Here is a 20,737-nt window from a genome sequence, read left to right on the forward strand (position 1 = left end):
CCTGCGCGCGCTTTACGCCCAATAATTCCGGACAACGCTTGCCCCCTACGTATTACCGCGGCTGCTGGCACGTAGTTAGCCGGGGCTTTCTTCTCAGGTACCGTCATAGCAAGAGCAGTTACTCTCCCACTCGTTCTTCCCTGGCAACAGAGCTTTACGATCCGAAAACCTTCATCACTCACGCGGCGTTGCTCCGTCAGACTTTCGTCCATTGCGGAAGATTCCCTACTGCTGCCTCCCGTAGGAGTCTGGGCCGTGTCTCAGTCCCAGTGTGGCCGATCACCCTCTCAGGTCGGCTACGCATCGTCGCCTTGGTGAGCCGTTACCCCACCAACTAGCTAATGCGCCGCAGGCCCATCTCCAAGTGGCAGATTGCTCCGCCTTTCCCCATTTCGCCATGCAGCCAAATGGTGTATCCGGTATTAGCATCCGTTTCCGGATGTTATCCCAGCCTTGAAGGCAGGTTGCCTACGTGTTACTCACCCGTCCGCCGCTAACCCCGTTGAAAGCAAGCTTTCAACAGAATCCGCTCGACTTGCATGTATTAGGCACGCCGCCAGCGTTCGTCCTGAGCCAGGATCAAACTCTCCATAAAAGAGATCCGAAGATCTCGTGCCTTACAGATAAGCTAAAACAGCTCATTCTTTAAAACAAATATCTTGTCGGATCGACGCGATCCATATGTTCAGTTTTCAAGGAACTTGTTTGTCACTTTCTGCGGTGACAAGTGTTTATATTATCAGCTTTTGTCGATGATGTCAACACTTTGTTAACTCTTTCTTTCAATTGCTTGAGTTGAGTGTTTTCGTTTGCTTCAAAAGCGACAAGAAATAATGTAACACAGCCGTAAAAAAAACACAACAATTATTTTGGAAAATAGGATCTCAGCATCATTATTTCCCTTAGTTGAAATCAAGAATGCATTATCGTCCAGATGTGATGCTGCATACACAGTTGTAATTGGAAACAGGAATACCACCTTGTAGTCGTCTGTCCGGATGATGAATCCCTTGAATGCTAATGCTACCAACAGGTTCCGAAATGTTCTAATGAATTTCTACAACAACCAGGTGACGACCTCGTAGAGAAAATTTTCATTTTTCCAATAGATATATTCTAGAGGAGGCAAATAGAATTGTTAATCACTGCTTTTTGAATAATAAACCGGCTTTTAAGCTTGGAGACTATTCGAAATATAGATAAGCTTGAAGTTCATTATGCTGAAAAATCAAAAAAGGAATCGGTTGCGGCAAGCCGCAGGCGATTCCTTGCTTCCAGCATTCTCGAATTGACTACTCGCCTAAAAGCCTGGCAAACTCATCCTCATCTTCGATAACGGTCACACCCAATTCACGGGCTTTGGTCAGCTTGCTTCCCGCACTCTCCCCGGCAATAACATAATCCGTCTTCTTGGAGACGCTGCCGCTCACCTTCGCGCCGCAAGCTTCCAGCTTTCTGGCCGCTTCGTCCCTGGTCATGGACGTCAAGGTTCCGGTTAAGACGACGGTCTTGCCGTTGAAAATACTATCAGTCCGGATCGGGGCGGCATGCTCGGCTTCTGCTTTCACACCCATCTCCAGCATGCGCTCTATGCTCATAATCGAAACAGGATCGCGGAAGTAATTGTAAATGCTCTCGGCAACAATCCCTCCGACATCGGGCAGAGCTATTAACTCTTCTATAGAGGCATTCCGGATAGCTTCCAGACTGCCAAGGCTGTCAGCCAGCATCTTGGTCGTCGCCTTACCCGTATTGGGGATTCCAAGCGCGAATAGGAAAGCGGCAAGATCACGCTCCTTAGATTTCTCCAGGGCGGCAATCAGATTATTCGCTTTTTTTTCGCCAAACCGTTCGAGACCGATCAAGTTATCATACTTTAACGTATATAAGTCAGAAGGATCACGGACACCGCATTCTTCAAACAGCTGTTCCGCGGTCATTACGCTGAATGACTCAATATCCATGGCATCGCGCGATGAGAAATGAGTGATCCGTCCGATCGTTTGCGGCCTGCAGTTCAGCTTATTCAGGCAAAAAAGATGAGCGCCGCGAAGCTCAAGCTTTGTGCCGCAGGATGGGCATTCGGTAGGGATCGTAATTTCCTCCCCGGGCTCTTCATCCACCTTGCCGAGAATCTCGGGAATGACATCGTTGGAGCGGCGAATGAAAACGTGAGTGCCCAAAGCAAATTTAAGGTTTTTACGTTCAATATCGCCCGCATTGTTCAGCGTGCAGTTCTGCACGGTGACGCCGGCCAGTTCAACCGGCTCTACACGCGCAACCGGGGTGATTTTCCCAGTACGCCCGACTTCCCAGGAGACCGATTCCAGCCGTGTCGTTGTTTCCTCGGACTCGAACTTGTACGCAACGGCCCACCGAGGGAATTTGTCTGTATAGCCCAGTACCTGGCGGGTCCGCATATCCGTCAGCTTCACGACAGCACCATCGATCAAATAATCGAGCTCAGCACGCTTAAGAGCAATCCTCTCCAGCTCCTCCTGAACCTCTTCGATGGAATCGAAATAAGCCGAATACGAATTGACTTTGAAGCGGTTCTCCTTCAGAAAATCCAGCATTTCACGATGATTATCGAAGGCCACCCCTTCCGCATAACCCACATTGTAGAAAAAGGCGCTCAGCTTGCGTTCAGCCGTCAGTCGCGGATTCTGGTTGCGCAGAGCTCCCGCCGCGGCATTGCGTGCATTTTTGAGAGGCTCAGCCGCCGTTTGATTGTAGGTATGCAGGACAGACAGATTCATAATCCCTTCACCCTGGACCTCTATAACCCCATCCTTGAACGGGATCGTAAGGGGAATGGATTTGATCGTTTTTACCTGGGCCAGAATGCCCTCTCCGGTAACGCCATTTCCCCTTGTCGCCGCCTGAACAAGCCTGCCTTGATCATAGGTAAGATTAAGGGTAAGACCGTCAAACTTCTGTTCGATGACGTAGGTTGGATCAGGAAGCGGCGCCACATCAGGGTTCTTGGCATTGTAGTCGGCGATTGACTTGCATACACGATTATTCCATGTGACCAACGCATCCTGGTCCTGCGCTTTGTCAAGACTCCACAACCTCGAGAGATGACGATGCGGTAAAAATCCTTTAAGAATATCCCCGCCTACACGCAGAGTAGGCGAATCGGGCAGCACATGAAGAGTTGTCTGCTCCAATGAAACCAGTTCGTAATAGAGCGCGTCATAATCTTTATCACTGATGGTTGAATTATCCAGTGTGTAATAGTGGTAATTGTGCTGCTCAATTAGGTCAATCAGCTCCCGCATACGTGCCAGCTGCTGCGGCTCGATGCTGTTTTCCGGCTGGATTGGGGTGGTCATCGGACGAATCTTCCTCTCTACACGTCTTATCCTTCTATAAACCAGCATAAGCCAACAGACTTTATAACATACCCTTAACCCGCTTCTGCTCGCAGGATCAGTATCGGCACGAGGACAGCGCACCGCAGCTAGCGGCTTGATTAAGTGAAAAGCTGTTCTTAGACATCAGCTGCGCCGACTTGTCTTGTATACAGAGTAGGCGAATCGGTCAGCACATGAAGAGTTGTCTGCTCTAATGAAACCAGTTCATAATAGAGCGCGTCATAATCTTTATCACTGAATGAGGAGGCAGCCTTAATATATAGCTCTTAAAGGGATACGAGATTGTCACTGAAGGTTCATGGCGCAGTGCCTGAATTATAGTTCTTCCGCATCATGCAAGCCTATACTTTCGTAATGGGTGCGAAGCTGGCCAGCAGCTTCTTAAGCCCGACCGGCGCCGGAAAAGCAATCTGCAGTTCTTTGTCGTTGCCGCTGCCGCGGACGGCGACCACCGTCCCGACACCCCACTTGGCATGCGAAACCTTGTCGCCTGCCGCGAAATCGCGTGCCGCTTCCCCGCTGGCCGCCGCCGCGCCGCCCGCCGCGCGGGCTGCATCAAGCGGCGTGCTGACCCTTACGCCGCCTGCGCCGACCGCAGGCCCGCCTTGCGCCGCCTGCCGGCCCGCAGCTCCGCCGCGAAAGCCAAACCCGGCCCCGCTGCCGCCTGCGGCTCCGCCATAGCGGCTGCCCCCGCCGATACCGGCGCCGGCCTGCCGCCCCCCGTAGGAGGATGAGGCGACCGCCTTCACCTCGCCGGGCACTTCCTCAAGGAAGCGCGAGGGCGGGTTTGCGCTGGTTCGCCCAAACAGCGTTCGCATCCGCGCACAGGTAAGGTACAGCCGCTCCTCCGCCCGGGTAATGCCTACATACGCGAGGCGGCGTTCTTCCTCCAGCTCGTCATTGTCCATTAGTGTACGGCTGTGAGGAAAGACGCCTTCCTCCATCCCGATAATAAAAACAACCGGGAACTCCAAGCCTTTGGCACTATGCATGGTCATTAACACTATCGCATCCTTGACTCCGCCATCAGGCTCTTCCTTGTTCATGGAATCAATGTCCGCGATTAGAGCCAGATCTGTCAGGAAGGATACCAGTGATTTGTCCTCGTTGCGTTTCTCGAAATCCTGGGTTACGGACAGGAACTCGTCGATATTCTCCAGACGCGCCTTGGACTCCAGTGTATTCTCGCGCTCAAGCTCATCGCGATATCCGCTCAGTTCCAGCACCTTCTCGGTTAACTCCGTCACGGACAAATACTCGACCATGCGCGTCACGTTGTCGATAACATCGCGGAATTCCTTCAGTGCGCCGCGCGCCCGGCCGGTGATATCCAGCCAGTCCAGCTGCTCCAGGAGGGCGAATATGGAGATCCCCTTCTCCCCCGCCTGCTCCGATAGTCTGGCGACGGTTGTATCGCCGATCCCCCGCTTCGGTACATTGACGATCCGCGCGAGGCTGATGTCATCGTCGGGATTCGAAATCAGCCGCAGATAAGCGAGCAGATCCTTGATTTCTTTTCGGTCGTAGAAGCGAATGCCTCCCACGATTTGATAAGGGATATCGGATTTGATCAGCGTTTCCTCTATAACCCGTGACTGGGCGTTGGCCCGGTACAAAATGGCATGATCGGCAAACTTGCGCCCCGCCGATACATTCTTGCGGATTTCCGAAGTGATAAAATAGCCTTCTTCATGCTCCGAATCCGCCTGGTAGACCGTAATCGATTCTCCCTCTCCCCGGTCTGTCCAAAGCTTCTTGGGCTTGCGGCTGCTGTTCTGCTTGATGACGGCGTTCGCCGCATTCAGAATATTGGCCGAAGAGCGGTAATTCTGCTCCAGCAAAATCGTTCTCGCTTCCGGATAATCGCCTTCAAAATTCAAAATATTGGTGATATCCGCGCCTCTCCAGCGATAAATCGACTGGTCGCTGTCACCGACAACACATATATTGTGATGCTTGTCGGCGAGCATTTTACACAGCATATATTGGGCCCGGTTCGTATCCTGATATTCGTCCACATGGATATAGCGGAACTTGTTCTGATAAAAATTCAGGACATCCGGCTCATCGGTGAACAGCTTGATCGTCATCATAATCAGGTCGTCGAAATCCAGAGAGTTGTTGCTCTTCAGCCGCTTCTGGTACGACTTATATACTTTCGCGACGATCCCGTCGAAATAATCACCGATTTTGTTCTCAAACCGCTCCGGCGTAATCAGTTCATTCTTCGCTCCGCCGATTGCGGCCTGTACGCTCTTGGGCTCAAATTTCTTGATATCAATATTGAGATCCTTCATGCAGTTGCGGATAACAGAGAGCTGATCGGCCGAATCCAGGATAGAGAAGCTGGAGGAAAACCCGATCCGGCTGATATCTCTGCGCAGGATGCGGACGCACATGGAGTGAAAGGTCGAGACCCAGATATCCTGTCCGCTCAGCCCTACCAGCGCCGACACCCGCTGCTGCATCTCTCTTGCCGCTTTATTCGTGAATGTAATGGCCAAAATACTCCATGGCGCTACACGCTTCTTCTCAATTAAATAGGCAATCCGGTGCGTCAGCACACGGGTCTTGCCGCTGCCTGCGCCGGCCATAATGAGCAGAGGGCCATCCGTTGCCTGCACAGCCTGCTGCTGCGGGGGATTCAATTTTTGAACCGCAGCGTCGATTCCAATATGATTTAGCATAGAGTTAAACAAGCTCCTTTCAGCTTGTCGGGAAACCCGATTCATTATGATTGCGTGTAGGGATGAAATGATCTGTGTTCGCATTTGTTCGCCTATCTTCAGGATAGACAACACGGGGGACAGTGTCAATCGTAATCCTTTTCCTGAAGGATTTTTTTAGGTACAAAAAGCCCTGCTTCGCAAAAAGCAAATTTCCTTCGGCAAGAAGAAACGGCTGTGCCGTCCTTTTTGGCGGCAAAGTAAGTTTCTTCCCTTAGAAATATAAGCAAAAGTATGGAGGAATTTTATACTTCTTATATTTAAATGAAAACGGCTTTCGTAGGCGAACTTACGAACCTGATTCGCTTACGAAAACCGTTTTTATCCCAACTTCACTTCCACACCGCGTACAGCTTCCACTGTCTGCAATGCCTGCTCCAGGTTCTCGTATACCGCATTGCCGACAACAACCGTATGGGCTGCCTCTGCCGCCTGCCGCGCCTTCTCCGCAGTATCGATGCCGCCGCCATAAAATAATTGCGCACCCTGCAGCAGCCCGCGTACCCGTCCAACCAAAGCAATGTTCCCAAACATCCCGCTGTATTCCATGTAAACCACCGGAAGATGCAACAGCCGGTCCGCCATATAAATATGGGCTTCCACATCCTCGATGCTCAGCTCTGTACTCGCTTCAGTGAGTTTGGCCGCCGTCGCTTGACTGTTCAAGATCAAATATCCCTGTGCGCTCGTCTCATTCCAGGGAATAAAGGCACCGAATTTGCGCAGCGCCTGCACCTGACGACCCATCATCCATTCCGCATTCGGCGTATTCAGCACCAAAGGTATGAAATAATGATCGAATCCCGCTACAACCGCATCCTCGTCTGAAACTTCCAGCGCGCACGACACCTCATACCGTCTGATCCGTGAAAGAAGCTCCACTGTATTGTCATAAGTAACGCCGGTTGATCCGCCAACAATAATGCCGTCCGTTCCTGACAGACAAATTTCGTCAAGGGCTTCATCCGTCAGGCTCCGGTCCGGATCCAGCTTGAATATATGTCTCCACGTGCTGTAAATCGCCGCTTGCATGGTTTTCCTACCTCCAACTTCTACAATTCCAATGCTTCGATCCGCTGGATGACGGCAAATTCATTGGGATAGAGCATGAGGTATTCGGTCAACCCCACCATCCGGAACAGTTTCTCATAATGGGGAGTCACTCCCCAGGCAAATGTATGAACGCCAACCTTGTGGCCCATTCTGGCGAGCCGGATGAGAACAGCCATGCCTCCGCTGTTTATATAGGTCACCTGCGTCAAATCAAGCGCCATGAAACGAATGCTTTTGCCAAGCTCCACCTCATTCTCCATTCCGGATAACAAACCATTCTCTGCGGATTTGGTCAATTCGCCGCTGAGCTTCAGCACGATGCCGTTGGGAAATTCCCGGATCTCCATCTTAAAGGGTTGTTCCATCGCTTTTACCGCCTCCTTCCCAATTTAGTATGTTTAGAACGGTTTGATTTTTCTCAAGAAATAAAGCTCTGTATAAAATCCGCGTTCATCGCGGCCTGTTGCCCAGTAATCCGCCAGCGAATCTATGATAACCAGTCCCCATCCCCTGGGATCGTCGGACTCGCGTTTCTTGGTCATTTCTTCTTCTTCCTTGGAAGCCCGTGGAAAATAGCCGCCGCCTTCATCATATATTTTGCAAACCGCCAGGCGGCTGCCGATCTGGGCAAGCACCGTCACATTCGTGGAGGGATGAAGTTTGTTGCCGTGCTCGATCGCATTAATCATGGCTTCGGCCATGGCGCTTTGCACATCCTCGCGAATTTTCGATTCCGGCCAGCTTTCCTCAATCCATTCGCCCAGCTCCAGGGCAACCGCCCGTTCCTCGCCCAGCCGGCTGGATATCGACCACTCCCGGGACATGAACTGGTTCTGGATAAACTGCGCGGCGTCGCCGCGTTCTGATGCCACCACATCCAGCTGGGAGAGAGCGCTTCTGTAAGGTCCGGCAAGCTCCAGAATCACAACGGTGCGGTCGTCGCTGCCGGCGCCGCATCTCTGGTCCATCCGTTTGAGCCAGCTGTCTACGAGCCGCACAATATCCTCATTTGCTTTCCAGGTGGACAGCTCCGATTCGAGTCCTTCGAAGCTGTACATTTGTCCTTCCTCATCCACAGCCTCAATCAATCCATCCGTATAAAGCACAAACCGGTCTCCGGGGTGCAGCTGCAGCGAGATTTCCTCATATGCCGCTTCGGCATCGAATCCGATCGGCAGCGAGCTGCAATCCACAGCGCGGACACCTCCATCCGCTTTAACAATATAAGGAGAAAGATGCCCTGCACTGGCATATTGAACCGTATCCGCCGTCAGATCGATGACCCCGACCCCAATGGAAACCGAACCTTCGTTGCCCATGGCCTCACAGATTTGGCGGTTCATCCGCTGAAGAACCTTGGCCGGATTTCCGTTTCGCCGGATTTCCGCCCGGAACAGCAGCAGCAGGGCTGACATCAGCAGAGCTGCCGGCATGCCTTTTCCCGAAACATCCCCGATCATGACGGCGAAGCGGCCGGGACTGACCGACACCACATCAAAAAAATCACCGCCTACTTCCCGGTAGGGCTGACAGCGCGCCGCAATCCGATAGGACCCTATCGTCAGATCCCCGGGCGGCAGCAGCTTCTGTTGTACATTATACGCAAGCTTAAGCTCACGCTCCAGTGACTCGTATTCCCGGTCGATACGGCTCTGCAATTCATTAAAAGCCACAGCGAGCTCACCGGCTTCATCATGAGAGATGACCGGCATCTTGCCGCTCAACTGCTTGCGCCCACCGACCAGCCCTCTGATATTGCGGACAAGCCCGCGCAGCTCTCGTCTGAATTGCAGCGTCACATAGTAAAACAAGGCAAGCCCCATGATGAAATAAAACAAGGCAATCTGACCGAATTTGATCGTGTATTCCGGATCATGCGAGGCTTCGGCCATAACGGCAAGCTGAAACAAATTCAGCAGGGCCACCAGAAAGGTGCTGGCAAAGGTGAAAAGGAGCGGATGCGCAATCGATGCCCGGCCGGCGAAGCTCCCGGGCCAAGGCTGCAGCTGCAAAATAATAGGACGCAGCAGCCACCGGACCGATGTGAAAATAAGAATGGCAACCGTAATCGCCAAGCTTACCTCGCCGGCAATCACACCGATAACCGAAAGCCAATCGATCTGCTCCCAGCCGTGAACCACGCCCGTACGTATCAGAAGAATCCCGTGATAGATGATCAACACAATCATGCCGGAAACGGCCAGACCAAGCAGCAGCTCGTATGGGTGACGAAACAGCCGCTCAAGCGCGCTGCGGGTGCGCTGCTCCGAATTAGGGCCGCCCATTGCCAGAAAAACCGGCCCAAGGCGCCAATTCGAAACAGCTGCCAAGGCGAAAGCCCCCGCAATAATTCCTAGCAGCGTCGCCGGCAGAGTAACAGGCAGCAGATCGTGTATGGAGCGGTTGAAAATGAAAATGTTCTCCGCATGCAAAATCAGCATGCCCGCCAGCAGCGAAAAAAAATAAACCAGCAGCAGACGCTTAATGAGCTTCCGCCCGGGGAGTATCGATAATGGAGAGGAGGATATCGGGTTCATCTCCATAGCAAACGTTTAATCTCCTCAACCGGCTCTGTACCCAGCTCCTCCATGCACATTCTCTCCAGACGCTTGTACCATCCGACGGCTTCTGATCTGCGGCCTTTATCCAGATAATGACGGATAATCGTCTCATATGCCTCTTCCTGCTCAGGACGCAGGGCAATCCATTCACCCAGACACTGCTCCACCATCATATCGTCCTGCATGTCCGAATAGTAGATAGCCAGCCGCTTGAGCATAATCGTCTGTCTATCCATCATCTGATCGCGCACCCGATCAAGCCATTCTGCGCCTGGAAGCTCTGTGCCCAGCTGCCCGTATAACGGAAGAGCCTCTTCGTACAAGCGGCAGGCCGCTTCCCGGTCGTCCACCCAAAGCTGGTCGCCAACCCGGGACAGGGTCATAAAGGTTTCGGCATCCACCTGGTCTACCATATGCTCATCCACGGCAATCAGCCCCCGTTTGGCATAAACAGGATCCACGGATATTCCCATATCCTTCAGGGATTGCCTCAAATCATGGAGAGTGACATACAGCTGATTGGATCTTTTGGCCGGGTCACCTTCTCCAAACACACGGTCGATGACCTGCTCCCGGTTCGCCTTATAACCGGGCTGGAGCAGCAAATAAACAAGCAGCTCGCCTGCCTTGCGCCGCTTCCATACAGGCTCGGCAACAGACCCGTTCTGCAGGGAAGTGAAGCTGATTCCGTCGATCAATTTGACCCGCCATCGCGGTGGAGCCAAGGGGAGATCATCATCCGCCTCTTGGATTGCTCCCAGGGATGCATTCGATTTTCCGTTACGACCGGCCGGGTCAGGAGTAATCGGCTGCTGATTGGCATCGGCATCCGGATCAACTGCCGCCGTACCGGTGGACAAAGACTTCATCTCCAGCAGGGAAGACCCTAGGTGAGCCGCTGCCCTTAAGGTTGCGGGAGTTGCCACCAGCTGATGCAATCGCTCCACCGTCTCAAGCGCAACAGCTGCAGACTCTGCTTCTGTCTTCGCAATCGACTGGCTGGCTCTGGCCGCAGCCGCATAAATCTGAATTTCGATATCATCGTCAAACAACGATTCCGGGTTGGGGTCTGCCGCTCCCATAAGCACAGCCCTGCAGAGGTAAGCATATCTGGCGGGCAGCTGCTTGATAAGTGGCTCTGAAGCCGTCTGGTCTTTCAGAATTTGGTATAAGGCTTCGCTGTAGGGCTGCTCTGCCATGTTCCGGTTCAGCCAATGCATCGACAAGTTCCATTCGGGCTCCGCAACCGACTGATTATTAAAGAGCAGGCGGTCCAGCAGGACAAAACCCGCCCACACAGGCTTGCTTTCCTGCCGAAAGCGCTCGGCTGACGCCAGGAAAAGGGCTTCGGGGATGGAGTGGTTCTTCTCCAGGTTTTCGCTTTCGTTGGCTTCTGCCCTCGCAATTGCCCAAGGCACGAAACCGCTGCATGCCTCGGGTGTGCGCGCCCATTCCTGGCGGAGAAGTTCTATTAACGGGCGTGATTCCTGGACGTCACCCACCTGCTCATAGAGGAGTGCCAGCATACCCAGCATCGCCAGCATCGAGGCCTCGTCCGCCTGTGCGGCGAAGCCCTTCAAAGCCATTTCCAGCAGCTGCTGCGTCTCGACAAGCCGTCCGTGAAGCAGTCCATCCTCGCACTCCGCCCGCAGCAGCAGCGGCGACTTCAGACGAATGTCTTGTGGAATTTCAGCCAACTGCTCCATGGAGAGGGTTCTTCCATCGAGCAGTACCTGCTCCATATTCAGTGTTTTACTTAACCAAGCATCGTTATGCAGCAGTGGTTTATCGTTTTGTCCATTATGCATCCTCGCCACATTCACCTTTACCTGCCAAGCATTTCACTAAAATCGCCCTGAAAAGCTTGCAGAATAGAGTTAATTAATGCTACTATTCGCCCTGTTTCACGAAATTCCTTCCCTGCCATAAGCGTTATTGCAGGCAGGCTGAAGCGGCATGAAGAGGGGAAGAGGGAGACTCCGGCTGCAGTCTCCCTCTTCCTCTTTCTTTATTTTACCAATTGTCCGCGTGTGACTCCCAGCTGATTGGTCGCTTTCAAGCTGCGCCAAACGCGGGTACCGCTGATCCGTCCGGCAATGGCGTCGCTGTAGAGATCGATAACTTCATGCACCTTCTCTGCTGTTTCTTCCAGAAATTCAACGCGGAAGGAGGATACGCCCAGATCCATGAACTGCCCTACATATTCGGCGCCCGACTGTTCAATGGCATTATAGACGGTATTCCGACAGCCTTCATCCACACGGACCGGATGCGACATGCCGATCCGGTCCTGCAGGGAAACGCGCTTCTCTTCGCAGGGACGGCCGCAGTTGGTGAAATCAGTTCCTTCGCTAAGGAAGGTGCAGTACACACAGTGCTCGGTATGGAACATCGGCAAATGCTGATGAATGACAACCTCCAGCTTCGAGGTGTCCGAGCTGCCCAGCAGATCAAACATTTGCTGAACGTTCAAGTCATAAGACGGCGTAACCAGACTGCAGCCCGCATCGGTGAAAAGCGAGGCTGCCTTATGGTTCGCGATATTAAGCGAAAAATCCCCGATTAATTGGGGGAATGGCTCTCCCGGCCGCTCGGCCCGCGCCTTCAAATAGTAATAAAGCGCTCCTGTATTCCGCACAAGCACAGCATCCGGCTGCAGTTTCAAAATATTCGCATGGTAGCCGTTCTCACCAGGCATATGGATACGCGGAGTCGCGAGCGCGATCGGCATGCCGGCGCTTCGCGCCAGTTCAATGGCGGCTGGGAACTGCTTGATGAATTCGAAGTCGGCATAAACCATGCCGACCTGCGAATGCACCGCCGCCTCTACTTGAGCCAGGCTGCGGCACAGCGCCGTCAGCCTGGCCGCTTCAGAGCGGGGCGCAGCTGCGCGTCCAGCCGGCGCCGCTGACGCCCGTGGTGCGGCCTGCGGCGTCGATATGCCGCTGCCCGGCGACTTCATCAACGGACTGGCGGCTGATCCCGCCGAATCCGCGTACACCTCAACCGTCCGTTTTACATAGACGGGAGGTTTGGGTCTCTCACCCGTAAGCTGCTCCACCGCTTCGCGGCGCATGCGGTTCAGCTCCCGAATAGGCACGATCAAATCGCCCACAAGCTCCGCTTCCAGCGATTCAAGCTGATACACCGTGCCTCCAAGACGGCCCAGCTGCTCTTCCAGCAGCGCTTGGTCCATGGGGCGTTTCTGCGCCTGCTCCAGCGGCAGCTCGGATACAACCTCTACAGTTGTACCCTTCTGTACATCCGTCCACCAGGTATGCAGGGGCTGATCCAGCTGCCCTCGGACCGAGATATGAAGCGGGAACACCCGATACGGCTTCTCCGTCTCGAAGGAAGCGCGCAGCCGCTTGTCCAGGGCCGGATCACTTGTTTTCCAGACACGGTCACCGACATGAACACGGTGCAGATCAACGTCGCTGCGTCCCGGCACAATATCCAGCAGAGTGCCTTCCTGTGCTTCGCCCTCCAGCTTCACGCCCTGCCGGCGGATATCATAGACGCGTCCGCCCTCTTCCTTCTTGGTCGGATCTCCGGCGTCGAAGACAATGCCGTCGCCGCGTTTGAGCGGAGCCTCCAGGCGGCAGACAACACCATCGCGAAGCACCCGTTCAACCCGGCCCAGATAAACGCCGCGGCTCTTGGGGAATGTGCCTTCGACCAGCTGCTTGTTGTTCGTTCCGCTCAAGAAGCCGTGGGTAAAGCCGCGGGAGAAGCTTTGCTGCAGCTCTCTGACTTCTTCCCTGGAAGGAGCCGAGCGGTCGCCGTCGAAATAACGGTCAATCGCCTTGCGGTATTTGCTCACCACGTTCGCCACGTATTCCGGAGTTTTGAGCCGGCCTTCGATTTTGAACGATGTGACGCCCGCTTCAATCAGCTCCGGCATGATATCGATAGCGGCCAGGTCCTTGGGCGAAAGCAGATAGGTCACATCCCCCATCGGCTTGTGCACGCCGTCAACCATCAGATCGTAAGGCAAGCGGCACGCCTGCGCGCACTCACCGCGGTTCGCCGAGCGTCCGCCCCACATTTCGGAGGTCAGGCATTGACCGGAATAGGAGACACACAGCGCGCCATGAACGAAAACTTCCATGGGAAGCTTGGCCTGTTGACCAATCGTCTTGATCTGCTTCAGATTGTTCTCCCGCCCCAGCACGACCCGTTCAATGTCGAACGGCTTGGTGAATTCGACCGCCTCCGGCGAAGTAATCGTCATCTGGGTTGACCCATGGATCGGAAAATCCGGGGAAATCTCCCGGATCAGCTTGACCAGTCCCAGATCCTGCACGATCACGGCATCCACACCCGCGTCGATACAAGCCTCGATCAGACGTTTGGCATCTTCCAGTTCACTCTCAAACACCAATATATTAAAGGTTAAGAAGCCCTTCACACCATAGCTGTGAAGAAAAGCCATGATTTCGGGGAGCTCCTCCGTCAAAAAGTTGTTTGCCCGCGCCCGCGCGTTGAATTTCTCAACACCAAAAAACACGGCATCCGCTCCATTGGCCACCGCCGCACGCATACAATCCCAATCGCCCGCCGGTGCAAGCAGCTCAACGTCTTGCCTGTTCAATGTTACCATCTTTCCTTCTCGCCATCCTATCTGTTCGTTCCTATTTCTATAAGTGTACCAGAGCAGACAAGATGATTCCACCAGCAACTCATGCAAGTGTTACCAGCATTTCGTCTGCAGAGCGCCTTCTGCTGCTGGAGTGAGCGCTTTCAACTATTGGCCCTCTTTTTATGTCATTTTGCTATTGCCTCTTCAGGCCCTTATACTTCATTAATGGCACATGTTATAATAATGTCATTCACAAGCTGTCCAATACGATTGGGAGGTATCTGAAAACTTATGAAACTTGGTGTATTTTCTGTATTATTTGCGCAAAAAACATTTGAAGAGTCTCTCGATTACATTGCATCCAAAGGGTTGGATGCCATCGAAATCGGTACAGGCGGATACCCGGGCAACGCCCACTGCGATCCCGCTGAGCTCTTGGCCGATGAAAGCAAGCTCAAAGCGTTCAAGGATGCCATCGACGCACGCGGCCTGACGATCAGCGCATTCAGCTGCCACGGAAATCCGCTGCATCCGCAAAAAGCGATTGCCAGCGAGCATGATGCTGCGATCCGCAACTCCATTAAACTGGCCTCGAAGCTTGGCGTAACGGTTGTCAACACATTCTCCGGCTGCCCGGGCGACCATGAGGATGCCAAATATCCGAACTGGCCTGTTGCGCCTTGGCCAAATGACTATCAGGATATTCTGAAATGGCAGTGGGAAGAGAAGGTCATTCCTTACTGGTCCGAAATCGCCAAGCTTGCTACCGAGCATAATGTGAAAATCGGTCTTGAGCTGCATGGCGGCTTCTCTGTCCATACGCCTGCAACGCTGCTTCGTCTTCGTGAAGCTGCCGGTGATGCAATCGGCGCCAATCTTGATCCAAGCCATATGTGGTGGCAGGGCATCGATCCTGTACAGGCTGTACATATTCTGGGCCGTGCCGGAGCGATTCACCATTTCCACGCCAAGGATACTTCCATTGATCCGATCAATGTCAACAGCCATGGCGTAACCGATATGCAGTCCTATACGTTAATGCTTGACCGCGCATGGCAGTTCCGTACCGTCGGCTATGGCCACGATATGAAAACCTGGGCTGACATCATCAGCGCTCTTCGTCTTGTCGGTTATGATTATGTGGTGAGCATCGAGCATGAAGACGGCCTGATGTCCGTTGATGAAGGCTTCACCAAAGCGGTTGAAAATCTGCAGCAAATCCTCATTCGCGAGCCTGTTGGCGATATGTGGTGGGTGTAGTTCCTTTAAGAAAAATATTAAAACTCCAGTCCCGCTTTTATTAGGCGGCGCTGGAGTTTTTTTCTGAGACTGCGGATGCATTCACTGCGGTGCTGACACACGTCTCTTTCTATAGAAGGAGAGCATACAACCCCTATCCTCCGGAGTGGTATGACTGCCGCTTTGACCCTTACTCCTTCACGAAAGCCTCGAATATATGCTGTAAAAGAATATAGGTCTGCTCATGTGTGAGCCGTCCCTTTGGATCAAAGCTTTCTTTTCCCGTTCCATTCATAAGCTGCAGCTCGACTGCCCGATAGACCTGCCCGCGTGCCCAAAGTGAAATCTGTCCTTCATCGGCGAAAGCCGAAATAGCTCTGTCCTGTTCCGCTCCCGCTGTTCCCTCTCCGGATTTATTCAACAGATCGAACAGCCGGATAAGCATTACTGCCGCCTCCTGCCTTGTAATGGTCTGATCTGGAGCAAAGGCATCAGGGGATGTCCCCACAATAATTCCGGCATGAACCGCTTTGGATATGTAATCGTCATCAATGTCCTTGAAAGGTGTCGGGGTCGACTCCAAAGGCCTGTCAAGTATGTTCTCGCATAGTTGGGCCGCCATCACGGCAAAACCGTAGCGGCTGATCGGCTCCTGATAAGCCTCATCGAAGAAGCTGCTGATGATTCCGTTGCTTTTCGCTTTCCGGTAATCGCCAAGCGCCCAGGCGCTCACCTGCTTGTTCATATCAGGCTTTACCACATCGACAAAAATCGTCTGCTTCTCCTGAAAATATGATTTCAGCACAATGCGCGTCTGCCCGATGCCCTCCGCATTAATATTCCCCTGCCCATCCACAGCTGCAACCTTGGGATTCTCCGATACAAAGCTGAATGCTCCCTCGGCGGACTCCGTGCCTGCCTTTATCCTTGTCGCCAGCTGGACCTCTTCTCCCTGATTCAGCTTCATTTCCTGGGCTCTAGATTTCACAACCGGCAGCATTTGAAAAAAAGTCGTGTTGAAATTCACTTCGGCTGCCTGGCCGCTTTTGTCGTAAATCCCCGTTATGCGGACACTGAATTGATCATTGTCTTCAATCTCGGAAAGCTTGTCCGGTCTGAAAATAATGCAGAACGGAATGCCGAAGCCGCTCGTCTCTACGTTCATGTATTGGCCTTCCTTATCTTTATCCAGCGTCTGAAAGCTCCATGTCTTCTGGTCTCTCGTCCGGGTCAGTGTGACGCGTATCCCGGCCGTTTGGTGATTGTCGTAGATATCGGGATTAAGCGATACCGACCAAGCGTCCCGCGGCGCAAATATTTCACGCGGAAAATATCCGGAGGAGGGCCAGCTTACATAATCATAGCTCACTTCCGCCTTCGGGCGATCATGATTAAACGCATACATGGACGCGTAGGGGTATAAATGCTCGCTGTTTAACGGTACGAATCCAAACATCGTTTTCTTCATGGCCGGATTCAAAATCCAGCGGCGATGTCCGATTCTGTCAATATTGCTCGTATCGCTGTCCGACATATAACCCAGAACATTGCTGTACAATGTCGGATCCCCGGCGTATAAATTACTGGAGCCTGCACCTTTGTAGCCGAGATTGAACATCTCCTCCTCCATATCCGGAGGTCTTGTCGGCGTATGTGTCAGCTTATCGTTGACGGCATTGACCAGCGCCGTTGTCTGCTGCTGCAGCTGCAGGTTCCAGTCCGGTTGAATGTCATCCGGGAGGCCGGCCAAGTATCTCACAAAATTAACGGCTTTGATTCCATCCAATATGTAACCGGATTCAAGTTTGCCTGCCGCATAAGGCGATGTCAGCGCAGGCTGCATTTCATAAATTTCGGGTGTGTTCATATAATCGAAACCGATGGCCATTGGCTTGTATTGGTTCCATTTTTGCATAATATCCTGTTTGGTGCGCTGCTGAGAGCTCTCCTGCACATTATTGCCGTTCACGGCTGCTGCTCCGGCAGCACTTATAAAAACGGTCATTAACAGTCCAAGGAAAAATATTTTGGATTTCCACGTCATCGCGTACTCAACTCTCCTTAAGTAAACGGCTATTTATAGAGAACGTTCACAAGTGCACACATCCACATTTTCCTATTATATCGTATATGCGATGCTGTCGACCATATTTGGCTTGCCATCTGCCGGAAATATACGCGGTGATGATAAATAGAAAAAACACCTGATGCATGGGGCATCAGGCGTGCGTGGTTGTTTATTTTGAGCTGCGATTCGATCCTTCTCTGCTGCAAGCTTGGTTCGAATATTAACTGAACAGTTTGCGGGAAATACCAACGAAAAGATCCGGTATGATCGCGCGTGTTTTTATCGTGAAAAGACCGCCGATGGTTTTGGTTTCCACCACAGGATAGCGCAGCTTCTCGAAGGTCATTGTTACTTTGCTGTTTGTGCTCGTTTCAAGCTGGCTGATCAGCATGCCCATTTCCTTTTGAATTCTGTCGATAATTTGTTTGTTCAGCGAAGGCATCATATTATGAATTCCCTGCTTGAATTGTTTCGCTATTTCATCCTTGCTTACGAAAAGCCCGACGATGAAATCCGGTCCGGGAAGATCAATGTCGATATTATCCACCTTTTCGCTGATAAAAGTGTTCAGATCCGGTCCTGTAAACGGACTTAAGTAAAGGTCAGCTTTGAGTGTCGCCCCTTGATCTTTACCCACGATGCCGATAGAACCGTCGTTGATGAATGCCGAAAGGCTATCCAGGCCCATTTTTTGCTGTACTCCCGTGGTCATGGCGCTAATTTGCGCTTGTGTAAAGCTCTGCTGCGTTGTGCCGTCCACCCGCATTACATAAATATCCTGGACTTTGGAATTGATCTGATTGAACTGGAAGGTCTGTGAGCGGTACACCGGAGCGTAGATCGGAATGTTGAATGGCGGGATCTTCATGATCGTATGTGTTGCCAACAGATAACCCTTAATGGTTTTGGGATAGGCATCGGGTACAGCAATATTGAATGAGCCGGTTGCATCCGTTTTTGTTTGAAAGGAAAAGCCCGGTATGAAACTATTCGCAAATCCTGCGGGAAAGTCGGTTCCCAAAAATATCTGAGCATCTGCCATAGGTTTGTACGATGCCGGGTTCGGGTGCGCAGGATTCGTTGAGTAGCTGGAGATAAACAACGTCACATTTGTAACCTCGTGCAGTTTTCCAATCACATTCATTATTCATTCCTCCCCAAATTGGCTGATCCGATCCTTATCATAATCCAATGGCCCGGGTGGAAATATACTCAGAATAATGATGATTGACAGATGAAACAAGAATCTTGTAAGGGTGAAAAACTTAAGCTATAGTGAATGGGATACTGGGATAAAACAACAGAATTACTAAGTATTTACGGTATAATCAGGTTGGATGGGGGGATGATGATGACCCGGATTAGAACGTTCATATGCGAGGATGATGAGTTATTTTGCCAGATGCTGACGGACTACATTAATCGAGAGTCCGATATGGAAGTGATTGGAACCGCATCCCATAAGCAGCAGCTGCTTAACGAGGTTCGCAATGCGAGTATGGACGTGCTTTTACTGGATTTGAATTTGACGGAAAAGAATTTTGACGGCATAGAAGCCGCCATAGAAATTAAAGCGATGCAACCCGGACTGCAGATTATAGTGTTATCCTCCTTCGACAGTGAGGAAGTGATGACTGATGCTCTCGCTTATGCCCGCGTCAATAATTACATCACCAAAGAGCATTTTCGGGATATTCCGGATGCAATTCGGGCCGCTTACACGGGAAGACCGAATCTGCATTATTCTTCGGCAGGGAAATTATTGAACAGATTCATTGTCTCCCGGCATGACGAGCTTAAACAGATGCTGTCTCCCGTTCAAATCGATATTTTAAGGAAGCTTGACCAGGGATATTCCCGAAATGAGGTAGCGGAAGCTCTATTTTATACACGGCAATCCATCAATAACGAGCTGTACAAGGCGCAGAAGATTATAAAAGGCAAATTTCCTTATCTGGAATGGCTGCGGCTGAAAAAACATAACACCCGGCATCTGATCGAGCTTTCCAAACAGCTGGGCCTCCTGGAACAGGACAAACGAAATTAGCATACTCAAAAACTTGAGTATATCGGCATTGTTTAATTCTGTTGTAAGCTAGCTTTCGAAGTGCCGCTCCACGCACAACAAAGCCTCATGAAAGGATGACGTATGATGAAACGGAAACTGCTTGTTTTTCTGATTATTCCTCTAGCCGCACTCGCATTCATGTTTACCTTCAACCCGCAGCCGGATCCCCCTGGGGTAACGTATACTTCCTTTAATCCGCAGCCGGACCCGCCAGGATTTATCTGAAGGGAATGGATTACAGACTTGTAGAGACCAACACCGCAACAAGGGGTTGGTTTCTTTTTCTGTAACGAGGCAATTGCGGAACCGGGACAATGCAGAGCTTCAAACAGAGCGGCAGGAGCCGCCCCAACAGCATTATTGCGGGCATCGCATGAAAAAGCGGGTTCGCCGTCCTCTTGCGGCAAAAAATTTTGTGGATGTGACATCGTATACAATACTGATTAAAAAAAGCCGCTGGAGTCTTGTTATGCAAGACTTCAACGGCTTGTTATGTGGGCATGCGGATCTTATTGTCAGCGTCGATGACCTAAGCTAACCATACTTTGAATATCATGACATAATCAGCAAAAAGGAACACTAGCGTCGAAAGCGCTGTAAATCCGATAGCAAAAATGTTTTTCTTCGAACGGGCTTTCCACAGACGAACCAGCCCAATCAGCAAAACAATCGTGAACACCAGCATCATAATATCGAAGGGATCGAACTTTTTGATGGTGCTTGCAGTTGCGGCAGCCTCGGCAGCAAGATGAAACATGGGTGAACCTCCTTCATTTTCGCACATAGCCTATATTAGTTTATGTTAGCCTGAGCGGGCCTTTGTTGCAAGTCCGAAATGCGAATCGTAACAAGTTTGTCACCATTTGCATAAAAAATCAGAAAGCATACGTTCATAGCTGCCTTTTTCCAACCGGTGAAGGAAAAAACAATCTTTGCAGCTGTCACTTTTTTGAACTGTTATTTCCACTATTGGCCCCGTACCTATAAAATGTCCATCTCTGCCAGCATCTATAACAAGACGCAAGCAAAATATCCATGATCCGGGCATCCAACATGTAAG

General features: G+C 51.7%; 13 protein-coding genes and 1 rRNA gene. 3 read left to right on the forward strand and 11 right to left on the reverse strand.

Translation table 11 applies throughout. From position 1 onward, the window contains the following. From AC0YOA_RS23445 to AC0YOA_RS23480, 8 genes are all read right to left on the reverse strand, one after another. Positions 1-595, reverse strand: a 16S ribosomal RNA gene (locus AC0YOA_RS23445); the annotation flags it as partial. Positions 596-1,292: 697 nt separating this feature from the next. Beyond that, complete coding sequence (gene ligA / locus AC0YOA_RS23450; protein ID WP_475788980.1) at positions 1,293-3,284, reverse strand: NAD-dependent DNA ligase LigA; 1,992 nt, start codon at positions 3,282-3,284, stop codon at positions 1,293-1,295. Positions 3,285-3,721: 437 nt separating this feature from the next. Then, positions 3,722-6,067, reverse strand: coding sequence for a DNA helicase PcrA (gene pcrA / locus AC0YOA_RS23455; protein ID WP_475788708.1), 2,346 nt, complete (start codon positions 6,065-6,067; stop codon positions 3,722-3,724). Between the two features lie 360 nt (positions 6,068-6,427). Continuing rightward, positions 6,428-7,138, reverse strand: a complete 711-nt coding sequence (pcrB, locus tag AC0YOA_RS23460) for a heptaprenylglyceryl phosphate synthase (protein ID WP_475788709.1) — start codon at positions 7,136-7,138, stop codon at positions 6,428-6,430. Positions 7,139-7,158: 20 nt separating this feature from the next. Beyond that, a complete protein-coding gene (locus AC0YOA_RS23465; RefSeq protein WP_210038954.1) occupies positions 7,159-7,524 on the reverse strand; it encodes an STAS domain-containing protein in 366 nt (121 codons plus the stop codon). Positions 7,525-7,557: 33 nt separating this feature from the next. Further along, positions 7,558-9,702: an ATP-binding SpoIIE family protein phosphatase gene (locus AC0YOA_RS23470; RefSeq protein WP_475788710.1), complete on the reverse strand. Its 2,145-nt coding sequence runs from the start codon at positions 9,700-9,702 to the stop codon at positions 7,558-7,560. After that, positions 9,693-11,528 (reverse strand): AfsR/SARP family transcriptional regulator, encoded by a 1,836-nt coding sequence (locus AC0YOA_RS23475; RefSeq protein WP_475788711.1) that lies wholly within the window; start codon positions 11,526-11,528, stop codon positions 9,693-9,695. Before AC0YOA_RS23475 ends, AC0YOA_RS23470 begins: the two co-directional genes overlap by 10 nt. A gap of 200 nt (positions 11,529-11,728) precedes the next feature. Next, entirely contained in the window at positions 11,729-14,323 is a 2,595-nt protein-coding gene (locus AC0YOA_RS23480; protein ID WP_475788712.1) for a U32 family peptidase, read from the reverse strand. 270 nt (positions 14,324-14,593) lie between these two features. Between AC0YOA_RS23480 and AC0YOA_RS23485 the strand changes: the two genes are divergently transcribed. Next, positions 14,594-15,562 (forward strand): sugar phosphate isomerase/epimerase family protein, encoded by a 969-nt coding sequence (locus tag AC0YOA_RS23485; protein WP_210038958.1) that lies wholly within the window; start codon positions 14,594-14,596, stop codon positions 15,560-15,562. Between the two features lie 169 nt (positions 15,563-15,731). On the opposite strand, the gene AC0YOA_RS23490 is transcribed toward AC0YOA_RS23485, so the two are convergent. Together AC0YOA_RS23490 and AC0YOA_RS23495 are read right to left on the reverse strand one after the other, a co-directional pair. Further along, positions 15,732-17,585, reverse strand: coding sequence for an S-layer homology domain-containing protein (locus tag AC0YOA_RS23490; protein WP_475788713.1), 1,854 nt, complete (start codon positions 17,583-17,585; stop codon positions 15,732-15,734). 244 nt (positions 17,586-17,829) lie between these two features. Beyond that, positions 17,830-18,753, reverse strand: a complete 924-nt coding sequence (locus tag AC0YOA_RS23495) for a hypothetical protein (protein ID WP_475788714.1) — start codon at positions 18,751-18,753, stop codon at positions 17,830-17,832. A gap of 201 nt (positions 18,754-18,954) precedes the next feature. On the opposite strand from AC0YOA_RS23495, the gene AC0YOA_RS23500 reads away from it, so the two are divergent. Then, positions 18,955-19,656, forward strand: a complete 702-nt coding sequence (locus tag AC0YOA_RS23500; protein WP_475788715.1) for a response regulator — start codon at positions 18,955-18,957, stop codon at positions 19,654-19,656. A gap of 102 nt (positions 19,657-19,758) precedes the next feature. Next, positions 19,759-19,902: a hypothetical protein gene (locus AC0YOA_RS23505; protein WP_475788716.1), complete on the forward strand. Its 144-nt coding sequence runs from the start codon at positions 19,759-19,761 to the stop codon at positions 19,900-19,902. Positions 19,903-20,206: 304 nt separating this feature from the next. On the opposite strand, the gene AC0YOA_RS23510 is transcribed toward AC0YOA_RS23505, so the two are convergent. Beyond that, entirely contained in the window at positions 20,207-20,434 is a 228-nt protein-coding gene (locus AC0YOA_RS23510) for a hypothetical protein (RefSeq protein WP_210038962.1), read from the reverse strand. Positions 20,435-20,737: the final 303 nt, after the last annotated feature.

It is taken from the genome of Paenibacillus sp. JT22N12 (genome assembly GCF_056269365.1).